Genomic DNA, 20775 nt, shown 5'->3' on the forward strand with positions numbered 1-20775 from the left:
GCTTCACTATGGAAAACAAAGCCCATGCCATGGCCGCCGGCGCGTTTGTACTGGTGGTCACCGCTTTGCTCGCGTTGCTGGCCATCTGGCTCACGCGCGACAACACCCAGCGCGACCTCTACGATATGAGCACCAGTGAAACTGTCTCCGGCCTGCAGCCGCAAGCCACGGTTCGCTTTCGCGGCGTGCCGGTGGGCAAGGTGGAGCTCATCGGTTTTGACAACAAGGTCAAGGGCAATGTGCTGATCCGTATCTCAATCGATCGCACTGCACCCGTCACCAAATCCACTTTCGCCACGGTGGCTTCGCAAGGCGTCACGGGGCTGGGTTTTATCCAGCTGGACGACGACGGCAAGTCAAACGAGCGGTTGGCGGTCAACGACGACGACCCGCCGCGGATCCCGCTCAAGCCCGGCGGGCTGGAAAAATTGCTCAAGCAGAGTGAGGTCATTTTTGATCAGGTCGAGCAGGCCAGCACGCGCCTGAACAAGCTGTTGTCCGACGAGAACCAGGCAGCGGTGACTTCCGCCATCACGCAACTGGGCGAAGCGGCCAGCGGCATCAACCGCGTGGCCAAGGGCCTGGAGCCCACGGTGGCGAGCCTGCCAGCGCTCTCGCGTGATGCCACGGCCACGCTGAAGTCCGTCAAGACGGCAGCCGACGACGTCAGCGCGACCGCCACGCGGCTGAGCGAAAAAGGCGGGCCGCTCGACAAACTGTCCGAAGGCGGAACCGCCTTGGCGGCCGGCGTGGAGACCTTCAGTGCGGGCACGCTGCCCAAGCTGGGCGAGGTGGCCGATGAAACCGCGCGCGCCATGCGCCAGTTGCGCCGTACCGTCAACGCGGTGGACGACAACCCGCAGTCGCTGATTTTTGGCAACGGCCCACCGGTACCCGGCCCGGGCGAGCCTGGTTTTTCTGCCAACGGAGCAAAAAAATGACATCCGATTTTCTCAAGCCTTCTGAATTTGCCATGAATTCAATAGCTGCCAGCGCTCGTCCATCAAGGGTCAAGGGGCTTTTTGTTCTGGTGTTTATGGCGCTCGCGGTCAGCGGGTGTTCGGGCTTGCCCGACAAGCCTACACGGGCCACCATGTACGACTTCGGCCCCGGCCCCCTGGCAACCCAGCCGGGCACCCGGCAGGCGCCTCTTCCGCCCCTGGCGCTTGACGACGTTGCCACCTCCGGCGGCGCGCTCGACAACATGGCGGTGCTCTACCGCCTGGCATACACCGACGAACAGCAACTGCGGCCGTACTCGCAGGCGCGCTGGAGCATGCCCCCCGCACAGCTGGTGCGCCAGCGCGTGCGCGAACAACTGGGCCAGCGCCGCGCCGTGTTCAGCGCCGGCTCAAGCGTGGCGCTTAACCGCAGCCAGAACGCGGTGCTGCCGCTGCTGCTACGCCTGGACCTCGAAGAGTTCAGCCACCTGTTCACGGCACCCAATGCCAGCGTGGGCCTGATCCGGCTGCGTGCCACGCTGGTCGAGGTGACGCCCGCAGGTGACAAGCTGGTGGGCCAGCGCAATGTCATCGTGCAGCGTCCCGCGCCCAGCCACGACGCTCCCGGCGGTGTTCGAGCCCTCACGGCGGCGACCGACGCCGCCATCGAGGAGCTGGACCAATGGCTGCAGCAGACCCCGGCACGCTGAAGCGCCTCCCGCCATGAAAACACTGGAGGAACAACTGGACGCTGCCGGGCTGCATGTGTTCGGCTGCTGCGAACGCCTGAGCGCCTACGGCCCCGACCTGCTGCAGAATTCGCAGCTGCTGCAGGACTTCACCCCCGCCGAAGCCGACATCCTGGGCGCGTCCATGCTGCTGGTCCGCGCCGAACCGGGGCAGGTGATGATCCGCGAAGGCGAAGCCGGCGACTGGATGATGCTGATCCTCAAGGGTACGGTCGATGTGACCAAACGGCTTGAGTCGGCAGCCGACGCGGCCCAGGCCGAGGCCGGCGCGGAACCGGCTGTCTCTCGTGTGGCCGTGGTGCGCAGCGGTGCGGCGATAGGCGACATGTCCATGCTCGACAGCGAGCCGCGCTATGCCACCTGCACCGCCATTGAACCCGTCGAGGCCGGCGTGTGGGGACGCCATGAAATCGCCCTGTTGATTCGCGACCACCCCGGCGTAGGCGCCAAGCTGCTGGTCAAGATCACGCAGATGATGGCCCAGCGCCTGCGCAACACCAGCAACCAGCTCGTAAAACTACTGAGAAAGAAATAGACCCCTGTCCAGCCTCACTGCGTGTAGCTTGTTCCCCCCTCAAGGGGGCGGCGCCTGCGGTCTGGCGAAGCCAGTCCCGCGGCCCCCGCTGGTGAATACCCCGCTGGTTAAGCCCTGAATTCTTCAATCCAGCATGAGCCGCGGAACCGGCTTTGCCGGGCCGCAGGCACAGTCCCCTGCAAGGGGAAAAGGGCTACACGCAGTGAGCCCGATAGGGGTGTGCCAATCTTTCAGCCTCGGAGTATGGGAAAGAGCTTGCCGAGGCCCCCGGCCATCACCTCGACGGCCAGCGCGGCCAGGATCAGGCCCATCAGCCGTGTCATCACGTTGATGCCTGTCTTGCCCAGCACGCGGGCAATCGGTTCTGCCAGCGAGAAGCTGATGGCGGTCACCAGCGCAATGACCAGGCCGTAGCCGACCAGCGCGGCTACCTGCAGGGCCGTATGGGCGTTCTCGGCGTAAATCACCACGGTCGACATGGTGGCTGGCCCGGTCACCAGAGGAATGGTSAGYGGMACCACSGCGATGCTGGCGCCGCGCGCGGCCTTGTCGGCGCCGTCTTCCATCTCGTTCGTCAGGGGTTTGGCTTCAGCCGGCTGCGCGTTAAGCATGTTCATCGCGCTGATCAGCAGCAGCATGCCGCCGCCCACCTGGAAGCTCGCCAGCGAGATGCTGAAAAAATCGAGGATCTGCAAACCCAGCAGCGCGCTGATGGCGATGACGACAAAAGCCGAGAAAGCCGCAACCAGGATGGTGCGGCGGCGTTGCTCGTCGGAAAAGCCCTGCGTGTAATGGATGAAAAACGGCACGATGGCCAGCGGGTTGACGATGGCCAGCAGCGTGACAAGCGGTTTGAAATCCATCGTTTTCCTTAGAGGCAACTCAAGTGGCAAGAGCAAAAGCGGTCTGCCAACAAATTCCAGCAGGGGCCGCGGAACCGGCTTTGCCGGGCCGCAGGCGCAGCGCCCCCTCGGGGGGCAGAGAGCTACACGTAGTGAGCGAACGTGGGGGCACTACTACTACCTGCCTCCTGTTACGTCAAGCAATGCGCCTGTTGTATAGCTTGCATTGTCGCCGAGCAGCCAGACAATCGACTCCGCCACCTCAGCGGCGGTGCCGGGACGCTGCATCGGAACCAGCGGCGCCAGTTCACGGGCCCGGTCGGGCAAGCCGCCGGAAGCATGGATATCGGTGTCGATGATGCCGGGGCGCACGCCATTCACACGAATGCCTTCGGTGGCAACTTCCTTGGCCAGCCCGATGGTGAAGGTGTCAATGGCGCCCTTGGCGGCTGCATAGTCCACATACTGGCCAGGTCCACCCAGCCGTGCTGCGGCACTCGACACGTTGACGATGGCGCCGCCCGAGCCGCCGTAGCGCGTGCTCATGCGCTTGACGGCCTCGCGTGCGCAAAGGAATGAGCCGAACACATTGATTTCAAACATGCGCCGCACCCTTTCCAGCGTCATGGCGTCGACGCGGGTGGTGCGGTCCACCACGCCGGCGTTGTTGACGAGGCCCTCCAGCCGGCCCAGTTTGGCATCGACTTTTTCAAACATGGCCAGCACCTGCGCCTCATCGGCGACGTCGGCCTGCACCGTGATGGCCTGGCCGCCGGCCTGGCGTATCTGCCGCACCACCTCGTCAGCGGCCAGCGAATTGCTGGTGTAGTTGACGGCCACCGCCCAGCCCTGGCGCGCCGCGAGCAGGGCGCAAGCGGCGCCTATGCCGCGTGAGCCGCCTGTGATCAAAACAACTTTTGACAAACCGCACCTCCTGCAGAGAATGGCAATCCCGGGTAAAAACGGGGACTGCATCGGGCCAATGTACTTGAACAGCCCCCAAAACCGGAGACAACCATGAGCACCGCTGTGGATTATTACTTTACCCCCCAAAGCCCGTGGACCTACCTGGGCCACGAACGCTTTGCCCAGATCGCCCGTGCGGCGGGCGCTACCGTCAATGTGCTGCCCATCGACCTGGGCGGCAAGGTGTTTCCCATTTCGGGCGGCTTGCCGCTGGCGCAGCGGGCGCCGCAGCGCCAGGCCTACCGGCTGCTGGAGCTGCAGCGCTTTTCAGATTTTCTGCATGCGCCGCTGAACCTCAAGCCCAAATACTTTCCCGTGTCGGGTGACGACGCGGCGCGCCTCATCATTGCGGTGAACCTGCACGACGGCGCGGAAGCCGCGATGAAAATCGGCGGCGCCGTTTTCAGCGCCGTCTGGGTGCGCGAGCGCCACATCGCCGACGAAAAGGTGCTGGCAGAACTGCTGGCCGAATGCGGGCTGCCTGCCGAGCGGCTGGAGCAATCGTTCAGCCAGGCGGTTCAGGAGCGCTATGAGGCCAATACGCAGCAGGCGATTGACGCTGGTGTATTTGGTGCGCCCAGCTATGTCATAGACGGCGAATTGTTCTGGGGCCAGGACCGGCTTGATTTTGTGGAGCGGCGGCTGGGTTGATCCCGCAAGTACAGCCAGAGCCCTCCCGTGGAGGGCTCGCCTGCGCTCAACTGCTCAGCATTGCCTTGAACTGGGGGTTTTTCACCAGTTTGCTGATCAGGTTCTGGACGGCCGGCAAAAATGCTTCGGCTGTTTGTTTGCATGCAGTGTCAGCTATAAATCCGCTGTTGAACTCATAGTGCTCGACAACAGAGATGGTCTTTCCATTGGATGAATTAAAGGTGACATTCATATCCCAGGTGCCGCCTGTAAGACCTCGCGACGAAGAGAACTCAAGCCGCGTTACGACACCGCTCAGGCTGACGCGGGGGGTTTTGTCGTCGAACATGCCCGCGACTTTCAGCTCGTCTGCGAGCGCTTTCTGAATGTAAGACTCGAAGCTCATGTTGTCGGGTGGAGCGATAGGCCCAGCACCCCGGCATGCGTTGTCAAATTTCGCCGGGCCCTTGAAGGTGTCAACATTTATGCTGCCCAGCCCGATGGCCTTGAGTGCCACGTTGTTGTCCGCAGAGATGCTGTAGCGCTGCGGCATATAGGTGGAGCAGGCAGTCAGCGAAAGCGCCGCCAAGGCAATAAACAGTGATTTCATCGATTTCCCTCTAAGTTGTTTAAGATGTTTTTATGTGCGCCCTCGGCTGGATGCAAGGGCGAGCAGACGATACCAGAACAGAATGCAGGGATGCCATGTGGCATCAACAGCGCAGGCGCTTTTCAACGTAAACCCCTAGGAGAATTTTCGATGGGCCAATTCATCAACCTCACCGCCGCTGACGGCTTTAGCGTGCCGGCGTATGTCGCAGAGCCCCAGGGCAAGCCGCGTGGCGGCATTGTGGTGGTGCAGGAAATCTTCGGCGTCAACTCGCACATCCAGGGCGTCACGGACCGCTTTGCCGCGCAGGGCTACCTGGCAGTGGCTCCCGCCACGTTCGAGCGCGTCAAGCCCGGCGTCAACATGGGCTATACCGAAGCAGACATGAAGGCAGGGTTTGAACTGAAAACGGCCGTCACGGCCTTGCCCGGCGCCGGGGTGCTGCAAGACATCCAGGCGGCGATTGACCACGCAGCCAGGGCCAGCGGCGGCAAGGTCGGCATCATCGGGTTTTGCTGGGGCGGCCTCCTGACCTGGCGCGCGGCCTGCATGCTTGACGGCTTGTCTGCAGCCGTTCCTTACTATGGCGGCGGCATCACGGCCGAGGAAGAAATTGCGCGCCAGCCCAAATGCCCGGTCATGGCCCATTTTGGCGACCAGGACCACTGGATCCCGATGGAAGGCGTTGAGGCTTTCAAGAAGGCACACCCTGAGGTCGAGGTGCACGTGTACCAGGCCAACCATGGCTTCAACTGCGACCAGCGTGGCTCTTACAACGAGGCAGCGGCGAACCTGGCACGCGAACGCTCGCTGGCATTTTTTGCCGCCAAGCTGGGCTGACCCGTGCGCTTCACCGGTGGCTCATCGCCTTTTTGGGCTGCAGCCCTTTGCAGATGTGCGCAAGCAGCTATTGTTTTAATAGCGTTTTCGGCGACGGCCAGGGCGGCTGACTACGCCGGCCCGCTGTTTGATACGCACCTGCACTACAACGAAGAAGCCTGGAACGGCAACAGTGGTCCCCACTCGCCAGCGGATGTTCTTGCGCGCATGAAGCGCAACGGCGTGAAGGCCATCGTGGCCAACTCGCGGCCCAACGACGGCACGAAGTCGCTGGCCGCCATGCCTGAAACGCGGCAGGCCGGCGTCACCGTCGTGCCTTTTATTCGCCTGTACCGCAACCGCGCCGACTACGACAACTGGTTTCGCGACGAGACAATTTATGAGATGGTGCAGGCCGAGTTTGCCCGCGGTGTCGCAGGCGACCAGGCCGGGCCGTACAAGGGCATCGGCGAATTTCATCTTTACGACAGTGCCAATGCCAACGGCCCGGTGGCGCGCAAGCTGATGCAGTTTGCGGCGAAGAACAAACTCGCGGTGCTCGCCCATGTGGACGACACGGCGATCGATTTGCTGATGGCCCATGCTGCGGACGCGCGCCTCATCTGGGCACACACCGGCATAGGCGGCGCGCCCGTGGCACGCGTCGATGCGCTGCTGGGAAAATATCCCCAGCTCATGGGTGAGCTGTCCTACCGCCCGGGACTGACGTGCGAAGGCGGCAAGTTGTGCCCTGAGTGGCGCGCGCTGCTGCTTAAATATCCCGGCCGCTTCATGGTCGGCTCCGACACCTGGGTCAACCAGCGCTGGCTCTATTACGACGAGCTCATGAAAGGTTACCGCTCCTGGCTGGGCGACCTGCCCGCTGATGTTGCGCGAAAAATCGCTTGGAATAACGCTGCTGGGATCTACGGCATCGCCGAAAAATAACTACCCACCAAAAGGGACCGGAATCGATATGAAAAATGACGAGAATCTTCAAGCCAGCATGAGCCGCGGGACTGGCTTTGCCAAACCGCAGGCGGGCTGCCCCCGAGGGGCTGGAGCYCGCGGCTCCAAGCCTGCCTGCGCAGGCTTGGACGGGCGACAGAGGCGAAGCGTCTCGCGAGTCGCGGCCTGCAAGGCCTCGCGACCCACACGAAGTGGGGAAGCGTGGGGGCAACGATGATCAAGCTCCATTTTTCCCCCAGTTCTGCCGCCATGGCGCCCCACATCCTGCTGCAGGAACTGGGTGTGCCGTTTGAAAAAGTCCTTGTCGACACCAGCACAGGTGCGCATCGATCCGAGGCTTACCGCAAACTCAACCCCAATGGCCTGATCCCTACGCTGGTCGATGGCGACCTTGTGCTGTACGAAACCGCGGCGATCTGTTTGCATCTATGCGACATGCATCCTGACGCCGGCTTGGCTCCCGCAGTCGGCAGCACCGAGCGCGCGCATTTCTACAAATGGCTGATCTGGCTGACCAACACCATGCAGTCGGCGCTGATCATTTATTTCTACACCGACCGCTGGATGAATCCCGGCAACGAAGCCGGGGTAGCCGAATTGAAGTCTCACGCTGAAGCCAAGGTCGGCCTGATGCTGGACCAGCTGGACGCGGAGCTGGCAAGGCTGGAGAAAATCCATGGCCAGCCCTGGCTGTTGGGTGCGGCGTATTCGGCGGTAGATATCTATGCGCTGACGCTGTGCCGCTGGACGCGCAACTTTGCGTCGTCGCCGGCGCGCAACCGTCCCCACCTTGGCCCCTACCTGCAGCGCGCGCTGGCGCGTCCTGCGGTGATCCGGGCATTCAGGGACGAGGGCCTCGCGCAGCCCTGGGTCTGAGCACGGCGTTGGCGTCGTTCGAGGCTCAGGGCGCCGGATTTTCGCGCTGCGCCTGCTCGATCTGGGCGACCAGTTTTTCGGGATCGGTGTCCTGCTTCAGGACAGGAATGTCCGGGTCGCCTTCAATATTGGCGCCCACCTTTTTGGCGATGCGCTCCAGGATCTGGAGCATCTTGGTGTTTTCCTGCTCGGTCAGCAGATTGATCTGCAGGTCCAGCTGGTTACGCCTGTCGCTGATGCGCAATTCATAGTTCTGGCTGATCAGGATAAAAGACGAGAGGAAGATGGCTTCCAGCGACACCATCAATGTGAGGAAGGTGAAGGGGTAGGGGTCGAAATGCGCCAGTCCCGGCCACGAGTTGAAGCTGATCCAGAACGCAAACGCCGCCACGTGCATCCAGACAAAAGGCATGGAGCCGCAAAAGCCAGCGACAAACGCGGCGATGCGGTCAGCCCGGCTGCGGTTGGCCAGTGCCGTTTCTTCCACGCGCCGCATGGCTTTGACGTTTTCGCGCGTCAGATCATCGGCGCAGGTGATATGGCCGTTCAACGCCTTCTTGCCTGCTTGTTTGCTCATGGACATCCTTTTCTGGGCGCTGCTACCCGCTCCTGCCGATCAGCTTCGTGCCAGATTCCGCGCGAGGTGCAGCGCATCGGGCACTGCGGCGCCGCTGGCTGTATTGTCAAAGATGCACCAGACGGAAGCGTCAGACGCCGCCGCAAGCGCAAGCCGGACGGCAAGCGCATCCAGCACGTCGGGCGCGTAGGCCGAGTAATACATCTTCGGCGAACCATGCAGCCGCACATAGAGCAGGCCAGGGTGGCCGCCGGGCTGCCCGGCTGCGTCAAACAAAATCGGGTCGGCCAGGACGCGGGCCGCCTTCATCGCCTTGAGCAGGCCGTCGGCCGCCGCCGTGAACCAGCTGGCATGGCGCGGCTCCAGCGCAACGCCGCCGGCATGGCGTTGCCGCAGTGCGGTGAGGAAGCTCGTGGCCGTTGCTGGATCAAAAGCCAGGCTGGGCGGCAGCTGCACCAGCAGGCAACCGAGTTTGTCGCCGAGGTTGCCCGCCTGTGCCAGGAAAGTATCCAGCAGGGCATCACAGTGGCGCAGGCGTTGTTCATGCGTGATGACTTTGGGCAGCTTGACGGAAAAGCGGAAATGTGCCGGCACGCTGTTTGCCCAGCGCGCGTAGGTGGCTGGCTGGTGCGGGCGGTAAAAGGAGGAGTTGATCTCGACCGCATTGAAGCGGGCGGCATAGCGCTCAAGGTGGCTGCCTTGCGGCGGGAACTCCGGCCAGGTGTCACGCGGCAGGCTCCAGCCTGCGCAGCCGACCTTGATGCCGTTGGGATGGTGGGGCCGGGTTTCAGGCTGCATGGCGGCGGGTCGCGGCAGTGGGTTGGTGGAACCTTTGCGGTGAACGCGTCAGCGGCGCGTCCTGGCCAGGTATTGCTTGCGCCAGAAGACCGTGGCGACCACGACGACGATCAGGACCATGAACCCGAAGGTCCACCAGAAGCCGGTGGAGGCATGAAGAAAAGGCATGAATTCGAAATTCATGCCGAAGAACCCGGTGATCAAATTCAGCGGCAGGAAGATGGCGGTAAGCGCCGTCAGCGTGCCCATGATGTCGTTGGTGCGGTTGCTCTGCGCCGAAAAATGCATCTGCACCGCGGTCTCGGCGCTTTGCTCCATACGGCGCACATGATGCACCACGCGCTCGATGTGCTCGAGCACATCGCGTGAGCGGATCTTGAGCAGCTCGCGCTCGCGCACGGCAGCGGGCGTGCCGCCTTCGGGCCAGGTTTCAATCGAGTCAATCCAGTCCTGCAGCGCGGCGCGCTGGTCTTCGCAGATCTCATCGAGGTGGTGCATCGCCAGCCGCGCATCGAGCACCGAGCTCCAGTTGGTAAAGCGTGTGCCGGGCCGCAGCAGCTCGGACTGCCAGTGGTCAAGCTGGCGCGTGAGTTCGCGCCGCAGTTCCAGGTAGCCGTCCACCATCTGGTTGACGACGCGCAGCATCAGGTCGGCGGGGCTCGTGGGCAGCTTGACGCCGCTGGAGCGGGACTCGGCCGTGGTGGCATTGAGCAGCCGCACCGCATAGGCATCGCGCACGGCGCAGTCGGCGGGGTGCACCGTCAGCAATACCCTGTCAAACACGGCAAAGCCGACCGGGCTGGTGTCGATGCGCTTGAGGACCGGTGGGCCGCTGCGTTTCATGCGTTCATGCAGCGGTTCACCGGGCTGGCTGAGGTCGGTTTCGGTTTGCCCGGCCGCGAGGCGGCGAAATACCAGGATGTCGTACTGCGAGGTGTAGTCGTAATGCGAGGGAAGCTGGTTGTTCAGCAGGTCGGCCACATGCAGGTCCACCAGCTGGGTGCCGCAGAGTGTCTGCAGCGCGGCCTGGATCTGCGCCTGCATGACCTCGAACTCGCGGCGGGCGCAGGCGATCCAGACAAAACCCTGCGCCGGCAACTGGGCCGGCAGGGCGTCCGTCTCGGTAATGCCCTGGGCGCCGGAAGCGATGCTGAAAACGCGCATGAGAGCCCTTTTATCCCTGTTTTATGTATCAAATCGGCATTCTGGCCAAGCAGGACGTGCGCAAGCAGCTATGGTTTTAATAGCAAGCGGTGTGCGGCCCTGTGTGCTCAGGCCTGCCGCAGCTTGCGGGCGGCGTCGATGGCGAAGTAGGTCAGCACGCCATCTGCGCCCGCGCGCTTGAACGCCAGCAGGCTTTCCATCATGACGGCGTCATGGTCCAGCCAGCCGTTTTGCGCCGCCGCCTTGATCATGGCGTATTCGCCGCTGACCTGGTAGGCAAAGGTGGGCACGCCAAATTCGTCTTTCACGCGGCGCACCACATCCAGATAGGGCATGCCGGGTTTGACCATCACCATGTCGGCGCCTTCGGCGATGTCCATGGCGACTTCGCGCAGCGCCTCGTCGCTGTTGCCCGGGTCCATCTGGTAGGCCTTTTTGTCGGCCTTGCCCAGGTTGCTGGCCGAGCCGACCGCGTCGCGGAACGGGCCGTAGAACGCGCTCGCGTACTTGGCGCTGTAGGCCATGATGCGGGTGTGGATCAGCTTTTTGGCCTCGAGCGCCTGGCGGATGGCGCCAATACGGCCATCCATCATGTCGCTGGGCGCGACCATGTCCACACCGGCCTCGGCCTGGCAAAGGGCTTGGCGCACCAGCATGGCCACCGTCTCTTCATTGAGGATGTAACCGTTTTCATCCGGCAGGCCGTCCTGGCCATGTGTGGTGAAAGGGTCCAGCGCGACGTCGGTCATCACGCCCAGGCCGGGGAACTGTTTCTTCAGTTCRCGCACCACGCGCGGGATCAGCCCGCCGGGGTTGGTGGCTTCAACCCCGTCATAGGTCTTGAGCGAAGCATCCACGACCGGGAACAGCGCCATCACCGGGATGCCGAGCTTCACGCATTCCTCCGCCACCGGCAGCAAAAGATCCAGGCTTAGCCTTTCGACCCCCGGCATGGAGGCCACCGGCTGGCGCTGCTGCTGGCCGTCCACCACAAACACGGGGTAAATCAAGTCGTGCGAGGTAAGTGCATGCTCACGGACAAGGTTGCGGGTGAAGGTGTCGCGGCGCAGGCGCCTTGGGCGGCCGGCGGGAAAGGGCGCGAAGTGGGAAGCATGCTGTGTCATGCGCAAATTGTGCCAAAGGTTGATGAGGGCCCGAAAGTATTTGCCTGGCGCTTTCTGCGCTTCACATCCACGCTATCTCCATGGCTGCATCGCCCTGGCGCGCGATATCAAACGCCGTGAACAAAGGCCGTGAAGCTTTACACGGAATTACTTAGGTAACTTATAAAATCGTTGCCAATGGGAAGCGGGGGTGGTTAGAATTGCTACGTGTAGTTACCAATTTGGCAGCTACATCCCGCTTTTCCTCCCTGAGCGGGGCCTTTGCGTGTGACAGCAAAAAGGCTTACACAGCCCGGTGGCTTATGCCCCGGGCATTTTTTTGCCCGGCAGATATGGCCCCCACGGTCGCTCACTGCGTGTAGCTCCCTGCCCCCCGAGGGGGCCGCTGCGCCTGCGGCCCGGCAAAGCCGGTTCCGCGGCCCCTGCTTGCAAGACCCCGATCGGCTTTTGTCAAAGCAGGCTTGGTTCACTTGGGCGATTAGACTTAGCGGAATGCTCTGGGTCAAATCACTTCATATTGTTTTCATCGCCAGCTGGTTTGCCGGGCTCTTTTATTTGCCGCGCATTTTTGTGAACCTGGCGATGGTGCCGCCTGAAAGCGTGGCTGAGCGTGAGCGGCTCATCCTGATGGCGCGCAAGCTGATGCGTTTCACGACCATCCTGGCCGTGCCCGCGTTGGTTTTTGGTCTGTGGCTGTACCTGGGTTACGGCATAGGCCGGGGGCCGGGCAACGGCTGGATGCACGCCAAGCTGGCCGTCGTGGTGCTGGTGATCGGTTACCACCATGCTTGTGGCCGCCTGTTGGCGAAGTTCGTCGCCAACCGCAACACCCGCAGCCATAAATGGTTTCGCTGGTTTAACGAGGTGCCGGTGCTGCTGCTGTTGGCCGCGGTCATCCTGGTAGTGGTCAAGCCCTTTTAAGTCGCAAGCAGGGCATCACAGTGAAAAAGACGCCCCCTCCCAACCCAGCAGATGCGGGCGAACCGGCTTCGCCGGGCGCCTCGCGTCGCCCCCTGCAAGGGGGGGAGGAACTACACGAAGCGCAGCGAAGTGAGAACGGCGGGGGTGTACACAGAACAGCGGCCTGGCCCCTGGCCCTCGCAACCATTTGCCTGGTGGTCTACGCAAGCCTGTATCCATTTGCGGACTGGCGCGACCAGGGCATTTCACCCCTGAGGTTTCTGGCGGCTCCCCTGCCGCAGTACTGGACGGGTTTTGACGTGGGCGCCAACCTGCTGGGCTACGCGCCGCTGGGCTTCCTGCTGGCGTTGTCGGCATTGCGCAGCCGGCGCATTTCGTGGGCCGTGACGGTAGCCGTACTGGTCAGTGCGCTGCTCTCGCTGGCCATGGAAACGCTGCAGAGCTACCTGCCTTCGCGCATTCCCTCCAATGTCGACCTGGCACTCAATATCACGGGCGCCTGGCTGGGGGCATGCTGTGCATGGGCACTGGAAAAAACCGGCATTGTTGACCGCTGGGGGCGCTTTCGGACGCGCTGGTTTGCACAGGATGCCCGGGGGGCGCTGGTGTTGTTGATGCTCTGGCCGCCCGCGCTGCTGTTTCCCGCCTCCGTACCCCTGGGGCTGGGACAGGTGTTTGAGCGGCTGGAGGCTGCGCTGGCGGAGGTGCTGGCCGACACGCCATTTCTCGAATGGATGCCGGTGCGCGACATGGAGCTGCAACCGCTGGTGCCGATTGCCGAACTGCTGTGCGTGGCATTGGGCGCCTTGATTCCGTGCCTGCTTGGTTATTGCGTGATCCGCACGCTGTGGCAGCGCGCAGCTTTTTCGGCGGCCCTCGTTGCGGTGGGCATTGCCGCCTCGGCGCTGTCGGCCGCGTTGAGCTACGGCCCGGACCACGCCTGGGCCTGGCTGGACCTGCCGGTGCAGGTCGGCATTGGATTTGCCGTTGTGCTGGCGGCGCTGCTGCTGCCTGTGCCGCGCCGGGCGGCGGCAGCGCTGGCGTTGCTGGCGTTGACCATCCATCTGGGGCTGCTCAACCAGGCGCCTGCTGACCCGTACTTCGCCCAAACCCTGCAAACCTGGGAGCAGGGCCGTTTCATCCGCTTTCACGGCCTGGTGCAGTGGCTGGGCTGGCTGTGGCCGTATGCAGCTTTGCTGTATGTGCTGGTGCGGCTCTCAGGGCGCGAACCGCGGCCCTGATGTCTGCCGGTGATTTGCCTCTGCTAATATCACCGGGCGATCTCTCTGAAAGAGTTGCCGTAAGCGTTTACGTCAATCAACGCGCCTACTACCGCCGGCCATGCCGGGGTTGTGTTTCCGGCATGCCATCGGCTGCCGGAAAGGCGCCTTGACTGGACGGCTTACGGACTTTTTATGAACTCTTCGAAATCTTCATCGCGCACCCTTTTCGGTTTGACAAAACTCCCCGCCCGCAGCGCGCGCTGGGTCACACCCCTGCTGCTTTCCGTGTTGATGACCTGCATCGTGTCCATCATCAGCACGCTCAAGGGCGTCGGCGTCGCGCCCGGGGTCCTGCGCATCTGGCTGGGCGCATGGGCGCTGTCCTGGGTCGTTGCATTCCCGGTGCTGCTACTGGTGCTTCCTCTGGTGAAAAAAGCCACGGCGCTGGTCGTTGAGGCACCTTGATCCCCGGGGTAATGCGGGAACCTTATCCGGTACACATCCACTAAAGTCACACCATGTCTGAACAAAATTCCTACTACGAACGCCATGTCTTCTTTTGCCTGAACCAGCGCGCCAACGGCGAAGACTGCTGCGCTGATCACCGCGCACAGGAAGGCTTTGACCGCTGCAAATCCCAGGTGAAAGCCGCGGGGCTGGCCGGGCCGGGCAAGGTCCGGGTCAACAAGGCTGGCTGCCTGGACCGCTGCGCCGGCGGTCCGGTGGCCGTGGTCTATCCCGAGGCGGTCTGGTACACCTACATCGACGCCAGCGACATTGATGAAATTGTCGAATCGCACCTGAAAAACGGCAAAGTCGTCGAGCGCCTGCTTGTGCCCGCGCATGTCGGGCGCTAGGCCGGGGGCGGCCGCCATTTCCGAAATTCGCATCTTTTGGCCTTTCGGCCCAATAGGGACGGGCGCAAGCAGCTCCTTATTTGATAGCAACCTGTTTGAATGGAATCCATCACCGTGAATTCGCAGACCCGCAAATCAATCATCGAAGGCCCAGCCGGCGCGCTTGAAATCGCCGTAGACCTTCCTGCCGGCGACTCGCGCGGCGTGGCGGTCATTGCACATCCGCACCCGTTGTTTGCAGGCACCATGGACAACAAGGTGGTGCAGACACTGGCCCGGGCCTTTGTGCAATGCGGGTGGACCGCAGTCCGCTTCAACTTCCGCGGCGTGGGTGGCAGCGCCGGCAGCCATGACGAAGGCCGGGGCGAGCTCGAAGACCTGCTGGCCGTGGTGGAGCATGCGGCGCCGGCCAGGGGGGGCCAGGTGCTGGCGCTGGCTGGATTCTCATTCGGCGCTTTTGTCACCACCCACGCTTTTGAACGCCTCAGCGCAGCCCGCGACATTGAAAAACTGGTGCTGGTCGGCACCAGCGTGAGCCGCGCGCCGGCTGCGCCGATTGCCGAAGCCGCCCACCTGAAAACGCTGGTTGTGCACGGCGAGCAGGACGACACCGTGCTGTTGTCTGCCGTGCTGGACTGGGCCCGGCCCCAGGCACTGCCTGTTACCGTTGTGCCCGGAGGGAGCCACTTCTTTCATGGACAATTGCCCCTGCTGAAAAACCTCGTGGTTCGCCACCTGTCTTCGCCCTCCGCCTGATGCTGTTTGCCAGGCGCTCCCTGACCCTTACCCCTTCACCGAATTTCACTGAACCCCTACTGATGCAAGCTTCACTCAAGGCCCTCCGCGCCGCCCCCGGCCTGCGCGCTTTTGCCGCCACCGTGTTCCTGGCTTTCTCCGCGGCGCTGCCCGTGGTGCATGCCCAGGTGCCGCAAGCCCCCGAAATCGCCGCGCGCTCCTATTTGCTGCTGGATGTCACCGCCAACCAGATACTGGCCGCCAAGGACATCGATTCGCCGATTGAGCCCGCATCGCTGACCAAGCTGATGACCGAATACCTGGTGTTCGATGCGCTCAAATCCAAAAAGATTGACCTGAAGCAGACCTTCCCCGTCAGTGAGCGTGCCTGGAAGATGCCTGGCTCGCGCATGTTCATCGACCCAAAGATGCAGGTGCCCGTGGAAGACCTGATCAAGGGGATGGTGGTGCAGTCCGGCAATGACGCCACCATGGCGCTCGCCGAAGGCGTGGGCGGCTCGGCCGAGAATTTTGTCCGCCTCATGAATGAGCAGGCCAAGGCGCTGGGCATGAAGTCCACGTCCTATCGGAACCCCGAAGGCCTGACCGAACCCGGCCACACGACCACCGCGCGTGACCTGAGCATCCTGTCGACCCGGCTGATGCAGGACTTTCCCGACTACATCGGCTATTCAGCCATCAAGAAATACCGCTATCCCGGCACRCCCGCAGCCAACGACACCAACCGCAACACCCTGCTGTTCCGCGACCCGACCGTGGACGGCCTGAAAACCGGCCATACCGACGCCGCCGGCTATTGCATGATCGCTAYGGCAAAGCGCGACTTTCCCAACCTGGGTGCTGCCGGTGCGCCGGGCGGTCGCCGGTTGCTGGCCATCGTGCTGGGTACCGCGAGTGATAGTGCCCGCGCCAATGAATCACAAAAACTGCTGAATTGGGGCTACACGGCCTATGAAGCCGTGAAGCTGTTCGACGCCGGCCAGGCCGTAGTCACTCCGTCGGTATGGAAAGGCACTTCCTCGACCGTGAAACTGGGCCGTCCGCAGGCCATCGTGGTGGCTGTTGCGGCCGGCAGTGCCGCCAAGGTCAAAACCCAGGTGGCGCGGCCCGACCCGCTGGTGGCGCCGTTTGCCAAGGGCCAGGCTGTTGGCACGTTGAAGGTCACCCTGGGCGACAACCCCGCCCCGGTGGCCGAAGTGCCGCTGGTGGCGCTGGAAGCGGTAGGCGAGGCGGGCATCCTGGGACGCGCCTGGGATGCCATCCGGTTGTGGATTAAATAAGACGAAGCGCGCGGTGGGTGCTAAGGCTGYGTTCCCCGCCGCTACGGCCGGTCATCGCTTGTAAGGCGCTTGCGGTGATTATTTTTCTCCCGCGCTTTGGCAGGGAGTGCAGAAGCTACCCCCTCAAGTGACTCTCCGGTAATGAGAGGCCCCCTGGACGCCATCCCGTTTGATGGGAGTGGGCACTAACATCCCGATTTTTGGCGCCAGATTACCTGTTGTCAGCTTCTCAATGCGTTCTGGCCGCGCGTTCCGCTTGAGGGATTCCCCTATCCGGTTTATACTAGAAGGCTTTTCCGCTTTCGTGGCGGGAAATACTTGTGGCCGTATCAACACGGTAAATCAGTTTTCAGACGTTTAGGGACGTTTTCAATGCCAACCATTAATCAGTTAGTCCGTCAGGGGCGCGAGGTCGAAAAGATCAAGTCCAAGAGCCCTGCGATGGAAAATTCTCCGCAGCGCCGCGGTGTGTGCACCCGTGTGTACACCACGACGCCTAAAAAGCCCAATTCCGCTCTGCGTAAGGTTGCCAAAGTGCGCCTGACCAACGGTTTTGAAATCATTTCCTACATCGGCGGCGAAGGCCACAACCTGCAGGAACACAGCGTGGTGCTGGTTCGTGGCGGTCGTGTCAAGGACTTGCCCGGTGTGCGTTACCACATCGTCCGTGGTTCGCTCGACTTGCAAGGCGTGAAAGACCGCAAGCAGTCGCGCTCCAAGTACGGTGCGAAAAAGCCAAAGGCCAAATAAGCCGAGCCGGCTCGGGTTTTTCTCTTCATTGAGAGCTCGCGCCAGAAGAAGTTGTCACGGAAGTCTGTGATAGTTCTTCAAAACAGGTGTTTCATTCGCCCTGGCAGGTGTCTGAAACGAAGTGACCCAAGTGCAAATAGTTGCGCCGGTCGAGTAAGTGAGGGTTTTGATAACTCTCGCGGTGTTGCCAAAAGCAATGCCAACTGAAGCAAAGAGGTGAAAAAATGCCACGTCGTCGCGAAGTCCCTAAACGTGAAATTCTTCCTGATCCAAAATTTGGCGATGTTGATCTCGCCAAGTTCATGAACGTGATCATGCAGGGCGGCAAAAAGGCCGTTGCAGAGCGCATCATCTATGGCGCGCTCGACTTTATCGAGAAAAAGAACCCCGGCAAAGATCCGCTCGAGGCTTTCCATATGGCCATCGGCAACATCAAGCCCATGGTTGAAGTGAAGTCCCGCCGTGTCGGCGGCGCCAACTACCAGGTGCCGGTTGAAGTGCGTCCTGTCCGCCGTATGGCCTTGGCCATGCGTTGGTTGAAAGAAGCCGCCAAAAAGCGTGGCGAGAAGTCGATGTCTCTCCGTTTGGCCAATGAGCTGATGGAAGCGACTGAAGGCCGTGGCGGCGCCATGAAAAAGCGTGACGAAGTTCACCGCATGGCAGAAGCCAACAAGGCGTTCAGCCACTTCCGCTTCTAATTTTCGATTGCAGTATTTGCTGCGCTGAATTGACGGGTTGCTGGTTGGTTTCAAGGTGCTGAGCACCTTGATTGCTGACGGTTCAACCCCAATTTCTGCCAGCCGGGTGTCTTGCACAACATCACTCCTGGCCGGCAGACGCGTAGAAGAAATGAAGGATGCCCGGTGCCGGGCAGTCTTTCAACGAGTCTTTGTTCGTAACCCCGAACTGAAAGTAATTTATGTCCCGCGCTACCCCCATTTCCCAATACCGCAACATCGKCATTTCCGCGCACATTGATGCCGGCAAGACCACCACCACCGAGCGGATCCTTTTTTACACCGGCGTGAACCACAAGATTGGTGAAGTTCACGACGGCGCGGCCACCATGGACTGGATGGAGCAAGAGCAGGAGCGCGGTATCACGATTACTTCCGCTGCAACCACCTGCTTCTGGAAGGGCATGGACACGTCCCTGCCTGAGCACCGCATCAACATCATCGACACCCCGGGCCACGTGGACTTCACCATCGAAGTCGAGCGTTCCATGCGCGTGCTTGACGGCGCCTGCATGGTGTACTGTGCCGTGGGTGGCGTTCAGCCCCAGTCGGAAACCGTCTGGCGCCAGGCCAACAAATACAAGGTTCCCCGCCTCGCATTCGTCAACAAGATGGACCGCACCGGCGCGAACTTCTTCAAGGTCGTCGAGCAGATGAAGCTGCGCCTGAAGGCCAGTCCTGTGCCCATGGTGATCCCCATCGGTGCTGAAGAAAGCTTCACCGGCGTGGTTGACCTGCTGAAAATGAAGGCCATCATCTGGGATGAAGCCTCGCAAGGCATGAAGTTCACCTACAGCGACATCCCCGCCGAGCTCGTCGAGCTGGCCAAGGAATGGCGCGAGAAGATGGTCGAGGCTGCTGCCGAGTCGTCCGAAGAACTGATGAACAAGTACCTCGAAGAAGGTGACTTGACCGAAGCTGAAATCAAGCTGGGCATCCGCACGCGTACCATCGCCAGCGAAATCCAGCCGATGTACTGCGGCTCCGCGTTCAAGAACAAGGGCGTGCAGCGCATGCTGGACGCCGTGATTGAATTCATGCCGTCGCCGATCGACATTCCTCCCGTCAAGGGCATGGACGAAGATGRAGCGCCCGTCACCCGCAAGGCTGACGACGAAGAGAAGTTCTCTGCGCTGGCATTCAAGCTGATGACTGACCCGTTTGTGGGCCAGCTGACGTTTGTGCGTGTTTACTCCGGCGTCCTGAAAARGGGCGACAGCGTTTACAACCCGATCAAGGGCAAGAAAGAGCGTATCGGCCGTATCGTGCAGATGCACGCCAACAACCGTGAAGAAGTCAGCGAAATCCGCGCCGGCGACATCGCCGCCTGCGTGGGCCTCAAAGACGTGACCACGGGCGAAACCCTGTGCGATCCGGATGCCATCGTCATGCTTGAGCGCATGGTGTTCCCTGAGCCTGTGATTACCCAGGCCGTGGAACCCAAGACCAAGGCCGACCAGGAAAAAATGGGTATCGCGCTGCAACGTCTGGCCCAGGAAGATCCGTCTTTCCGCGTCAAGACCGACGAAGAATCCGGCCAGACCCTGATCGCCGGCATGGGCGAGCTGCATCTGGAAATTATTGTTGACCGCATGAAGCGCGAATTCGGCGTGGAAGCCAACGTGGGCAAGCCGCAAGTGGCTTACCGCGAAACCATCCGCAAGACGGTGGAAGACGCTGAGGGCAAGTTTGTGCGTCAGTCCGGCGGTAAGGGCCAGTACGGCCACGTTGTGCTCAAGATTGAGCCTAACGAAGCCGGCAAGGGCATCGAATTCGTTGACGCCATCAAGGGCGGCGTGGTTCCTCGCGAATACATCCCCGCGGTGGAAAAGGGTATCAACGAAGCCGTCACGTCTGGCGTGCTGGCCGGTTACCCGGTGGTTGACGTCAAGGTCACGCTGCACTTCGGTTCGTACCACGATGTGGACTCGAACGAACTCGCGTTCAAGATGGCTGCCATCTTCGGTTTCAAGGAAGGCTGCCGCAAGGCCAGCCCCGTGATTCTGGAGCCCATGATGGCTGTGGAAGTTGAGACGCCTGAAGACTACGCCGGCAACGTGATGGGCGATCTGTCCTCACGCCGCGGCATGGTGCAGGGCATGGAAGACATGGTCGGTGGCGGCAAGGCCATCAAGGCAGAAGTGCCGCTGTCTGAAATGTTCGGTTATTCGACGACGCTGCGTTCGATGTCGCAGGGCCGTGCAACGTACTCCATGGAGTTCAAGCACTACTCTGAAGCTCCGCGCAACGTGTCGGAAGCCATCATGGCTTCGCGCGCCAAGTAAGTAACGTTCGCTGCCGGTCCCGGGTGGGATCGGCAGCTTTTTTCCTTGTCTGCGATTGTGTGCCACTTCGTGCCCGTGCGAAGTGAATCAGCAACACAGTGCAGACGTTAAACCGTACACGGGCATGTTCTTTATCTGGAGAGAAAAATGGCAAAAGGCAAATTTGAGCGGACCAAGCCGCACGTCAACGTCGGCACGATTGGCCACGTGGACCATGGCAAGACGACGCTGACGGCGGCGATCACGACCGTTCTGGCATCCAAGTTCGGCGGCGAAGCCAAGGGTTACGACCAGATTGACGCGGCTCCCGAAGAAAAGGCCCGCGGCATCACCATCAACACCGCCCACGTCGAGTACGAAACGGCC

The 20775-nt window shown here is 61.7% G+C and carries 24 protein-coding genes; 17 read left to right on the top strand and 7 right to left on the bottom strand.

What is annotated here, in order from left to right:
* Positions 1–8: 8 nt before the first annotated feature.
* Genes AC1D0Z_RS00440 through AC1D0Z_RS00450 form a run of 3 tightly spaced genes read left to right on the top strand, consistent with a single transcriptional unit; the run spans position 9 to position 2225 of the window.
* Positions 9–941: an MlaD family protein gene (locus tag AC1D0Z_RS00440; RefSeq protein WP_477656272.1), complete on the top strand. Its 933-nt coding sequence runs from the start codon at positions 9–11 to the stop codon at positions 939–941.
* Positions 938–1651: an ABC-type transport auxiliary lipoprotein family protein gene (locus AC1D0Z_RS00445; RefSeq protein WP_477656273.1), complete on the top strand. Its 714-nt coding sequence runs from the start codon at positions 938–940 to the stop codon at positions 1649–1651. The genes AC1D0Z_RS00440 and AC1D0Z_RS00445 overlap by 4 nt, the downstream gene beginning before the upstream one ends.
* Positions 1652–1664: 13 nt before the next feature.
* Positions 1665–2225 (top strand): Crp/Fnr family transcriptional regulator, encoded by a 561-nt coding sequence (locus AC1D0Z_RS00450; protein WP_477656274.1) that lies wholly within the window; start codon positions 1665–1667, stop codon positions 2223–2225.
* 230 nt (positions 2226–2455) lie between these two features.
* Here the strand turns inward: AC1D0Z_RS00450 and AC1D0Z_RS00455 are convergent, their stop codons facing one another.
* Both AC1D0Z_RS00455 and AC1D0Z_RS00460 read right to left on the bottom strand, forming a co-directional pair.
* Positions 2456–3088, bottom strand: a complete 633-nt coding sequence (locus AC1D0Z_RS00455; RefSeq protein WP_477656275.1) for a MarC family protein — start codon at positions 3086–3088, stop codon at positions 2456–2458.
* A 156-nt stretch (positions 3089–3244) separates the two neighbouring features.
* The gene (locus tag AC1D0Z_RS00460) at positions 3245–3991 is read right to left on the bottom strand and encodes an SDR family oxidoreductase (protein WP_477656276.1); all 747 of its coding nucleotides are present in this window, start codon (positions 3989–3991) and stop codon (positions 3245–3247) included.
* 93 nt (positions 3992–4084) lie between these two features.
* Between AC1D0Z_RS00460 and AC1D0Z_RS00465 the strand changes: the two genes are divergently transcribed.
* The gene (locus AC1D0Z_RS00465; RefSeq protein ID WP_477656277.1) at positions 4085–4684 is read left to right on the top strand and encodes a DsbA family protein; all 600 of its coding nucleotides are present in this window, start codon (positions 4085–4087) and stop codon (positions 4682–4684) included.
* Between the two features lie 46 nt (positions 4685–4730).
* Here the strand turns inward: AC1D0Z_RS00465 and AC1D0Z_RS00470 are convergent, their stop codons facing one another.
* A complete protein-coding gene (locus tag AC1D0Z_RS00470; protein ID WP_477656278.1) occupies positions 4731–5273 on the bottom strand; it encodes a hypothetical protein in 543 nt (180 codons plus the stop codon).
* 150 nt (positions 5274–5423) lie between these two features.
* Between AC1D0Z_RS00470 and AC1D0Z_RS00475 the strand changes: the two genes are divergently transcribed.
* The 3 genes from AC1D0Z_RS00475 to AC1D0Z_RS00485 all read left to right on the top strand — a co-directional run bounded on the left by AC1D0Z_RS00475 (position 5424) and on the right by AC1D0Z_RS00485 (position 7937).
* The gene (locus tag AC1D0Z_RS00475) at positions 5424–6113 is read left to right on the top strand and encodes a dienelactone hydrolase family protein (protein WP_477656279.1); all 690 of its coding nucleotides are present in this window, start codon (positions 5424–5426) and stop codon (positions 6111–6113) included.
* Between the two features lie 69 nt (positions 6114–6182).
* Positions 6183–7040, top strand: coding sequence for an amidohydrolase (locus tag AC1D0Z_RS00480; RefSeq protein ID WP_477656296.1), 858 nt, complete (start codon positions 6183–6185; stop codon positions 7038–7040).
* 234 nt (positions 7041–7274) lie between these two features.
* On the top strand, positions 7275–7937 hold the full coding sequence (locus tag AC1D0Z_RS00485; protein ID WP_477656280.1) for a glutathione S-transferase family protein: 663 nt from the start codon (positions 7275–7277) through the stop codon (positions 7935–7937).
* A 25-nt stretch (positions 7938–7962) separates the two neighbouring features.
* Here AC1D0Z_RS00485 and AC1D0Z_RS00490 read toward each other — a convergent pair whose 3' ends face one another.
* The 4 genes from AC1D0Z_RS00490 to hemB all read right to left on the bottom strand — a co-directional run bounded on the left by AC1D0Z_RS00490 (position 7963) and on the right by hemB (position 11600).
* Positions 7963–8514: a DUF1003 domain-containing protein gene (locus AC1D0Z_RS00490; protein ID WP_477656281.1), complete on the bottom strand. Its 552-nt coding sequence runs from the start codon at positions 8512–8514 to the stop codon at positions 7963–7965.
* A gap of 39 nt (positions 8515–8553) precedes the next feature.
* The gene (locus tag AC1D0Z_RS00495) at positions 8554–9312 is read right to left on the bottom strand and encodes a DUF72 domain-containing protein (protein ID WP_477656282.1); all 759 of its coding nucleotides are present in this window, start codon (positions 9310–9312) and stop codon (positions 8554–8556) included.
* Between the two features lie 48 nt (positions 9313–9360).
* A complete protein-coding gene (locus AC1D0Z_RS00500; protein ID WP_477656283.1) occupies positions 9361–10476 on the bottom strand; it encodes a magnesium transporter CorA family protein in 1116 nt (371 codons plus the stop codon).
* 107 nt (positions 10477–10583) lie between these two features.
* Entirely contained in the window at positions 10584–11600 is a 1017-nt protein-coding gene (gene hemB, locus AC1D0Z_RS00505; RefSeq protein WP_477656284.1) for a porphobilinogen synthase, read from the bottom strand.
* A gap of 492 nt (positions 11601–12092) precedes the next feature.
* On the opposite strand from hemB, the gene AC1D0Z_RS00510 reads away from it, so the two are divergent.
* The 10 genes from AC1D0Z_RS00510 to AC1D0Z_RS00555 form a co-directional block, all read left to right on the top strand.
* A complete protein-coding gene (locus AC1D0Z_RS00510) occupies positions 12093–12521 on the top strand; it encodes a CopD family protein (protein WP_436155796.1) in 429 nt (142 codons plus the stop codon).
* A 194-nt stretch (positions 12522–12715) separates the two neighbouring features.
* Positions 12716–13762, top strand: a complete 1047-nt coding sequence (locus AC1D0Z_RS00515) for a VanZ family protein (RefSeq protein WP_477656285.1) — start codon at positions 12716–12718, stop codon at positions 13760–13762.
* A 174-nt stretch (positions 13763–13936) separates the two neighbouring features.
* Positions 13937–14209: a DUF2798 domain-containing protein gene (locus tag AC1D0Z_RS00520; protein WP_477656286.1), complete on the top strand. Its 273-nt coding sequence runs from the start codon at positions 13937–13939 to the stop codon at positions 14207–14209.
* A gap of 53 nt (positions 14210–14262) precedes the next feature.
* The gene (locus AC1D0Z_RS00525) at positions 14263–14601 is read left to right on the top strand and encodes a (2Fe-2S) ferredoxin domain-containing protein (protein ID WP_477656287.1); all 339 of its coding nucleotides are present in this window, start codon (positions 14263–14265) and stop codon (positions 14599–14601) included.
* A 114-nt stretch (positions 14602–14715) separates the two neighbouring features.
* A complete protein-coding gene (locus tag AC1D0Z_RS00530) occupies positions 14716–15357 on the top strand; it encodes an alpha/beta hydrolase (RefSeq protein ID WP_477656288.1) in 642 nt (213 codons plus the stop codon).
* A gap of 62 nt (positions 15358–15419) precedes the next feature.
* Positions 15420–16637, top strand: coding sequence for a D-alanyl-D-alanine carboxypeptidase family protein (locus AC1D0Z_RS00535; protein WP_477656289.1), 1218 nt, complete (start codon positions 15420–15422; stop codon positions 16635–16637).
* Between the two features lie 372 nt (positions 16638–17009).
* Positions 17010–17387 (top strand): 30S ribosomal protein S12, encoded by a 378-nt coding sequence (gene rpsL / locus AC1D0Z_RS00540; protein WP_092130055.1) that lies wholly within the window; start codon positions 17010–17012, stop codon positions 17385–17387.
* Positions 17388–17611: 224 nt separating this feature from the next.
* A complete protein-coding gene (gene rpsG, locus AC1D0Z_RS00545; protein WP_011481226.1) occupies positions 17612–18085 on the top strand; it encodes a 30S ribosomal protein S7 in 474 nt (157 codons plus the stop codon).
* Positions 18086–18306: 221 nt separating this feature from the next.
* The gene (gene fusA / locus AC1D0Z_RS00550; RefSeq protein WP_477656290.1) at positions 18307–20409 is read left to right on the top strand and encodes an elongation factor G; all 2103 of its coding nucleotides are present in this window, start codon (positions 18307–18309) and stop codon (positions 20407–20409) included.
* A gap of 147 nt (positions 20410–20556) precedes the next feature.
* Positions 20557–20775, top strand: a 219-nt coding sequence (locus tag AC1D0Z_RS00555; protein WP_477656291.1) for a GTP-binding protein, incomplete at its 3' end; no start/stop codon positions are given.

The organism is Polaromonas sp. P1_E3 (assembly GCF_056405935.1).

Bases quoted from the DNA above. Each gene is read 5' to 3' on its own strand.
- AC1D0Z_RS00440 (WP_477656272.1), top strand. From the start codon at position 9: ATGGAAAACAAAGCCCATGCCATGGCCGCCGGCGCGTTTGTACTGGTG.
- AC1D0Z_RS00445 (WP_477656273.1), top strand. From the start codon at position 938: ATGACATCCGATTTTCTCAAGCCTTCTGAATTTGCCATGAATTCAATA.
- AC1D0Z_RS00450 (WP_477656274.1), top strand. From the start codon at position 1,665: ATGAAAACACTGGAGGAACAACTGGACGCTGCCGGGCTGCATGTGTTC.
- AC1D0Z_RS00465 (WP_477656277.1), top strand. From the start codon at position 4,085: ATGAGCACCGCTGTGGATTATTACTTTACCCCCCAAAGCCCGTGGACC.
- AC1D0Z_RS00470 (WP_477656278.1), bottom strand. From the start codon at position 5,273: ATGAAATCACTGTTTATTGCCTTGGCGGCGCTTTCGCTGACTGCCTGC.
- AC1D0Z_RS00475 (WP_477656279.1), top strand. From the start codon at position 5,424: ATGGGCCAATTCATCAACCTCACCGCCGCTGACGGCTTTAGCGTGCCG.
- AC1D0Z_RS00485 (WP_477656280.1), top strand. From the start codon at position 7,275: ATGATCAAGCTCCATTTTTCCCCCAGTTCTGCCGCCATGGCGCCCCAC.
- AC1D0Z_RS00490 (WP_477656281.1), bottom strand. From the start codon at position 8,514: ATGAGCAAACAAGCAGGCAAGAAGGCGTTGAACGGCCATATCACCTGC.
- AC1D0Z_RS00495 (WP_477656282.1), bottom strand. From the start codon at position 9,312: ATGCAGCCTGAAACCCGGCCCCACCATCCCAACGGCATCAAGGTCGGC.
- AC1D0Z_RS00500 (WP_477656283.1), bottom strand. From the start codon at position 10,476: ATGCGCGTTTTCAGCATCGCTTCCGGCGCCCAGGGCATTACCGAGACG.
- AC1D0Z_RS00510 (WP_436155796.1), top strand. From the start codon at position 12,093: ATGCTCTGGGTCAAATCACTTCATATTGTTTTCATCGCCAGCTGGTTT.
- AC1D0Z_RS00520 (WP_477656286.1), top strand. From the start codon at position 13,937: ATGAACTCTTCGAAATCTTCATCGCGCACCCTTTTCGGTTTGACAAAA.
- AC1D0Z_RS00525 (WP_477656287.1), top strand. From the start codon at position 14,263: ATGTCTGAACAAAATTCCTACTACGAACGCCATGTCTTCTTTTGCCTG.
- rpsL (WP_092130055.1), top strand. From the start codon at position 17,010: ATGCCAACCATTAATCAGTTAGTCCGTCAGGGGCGCGAGGTCGAAAAG.
- rpsG (WP_011481226.1), top strand. From the start codon at position 17,612: ATGCCACGTCGTCGCGAAGTCCCTAAACGTGAAATTCTTCCTGATCCA.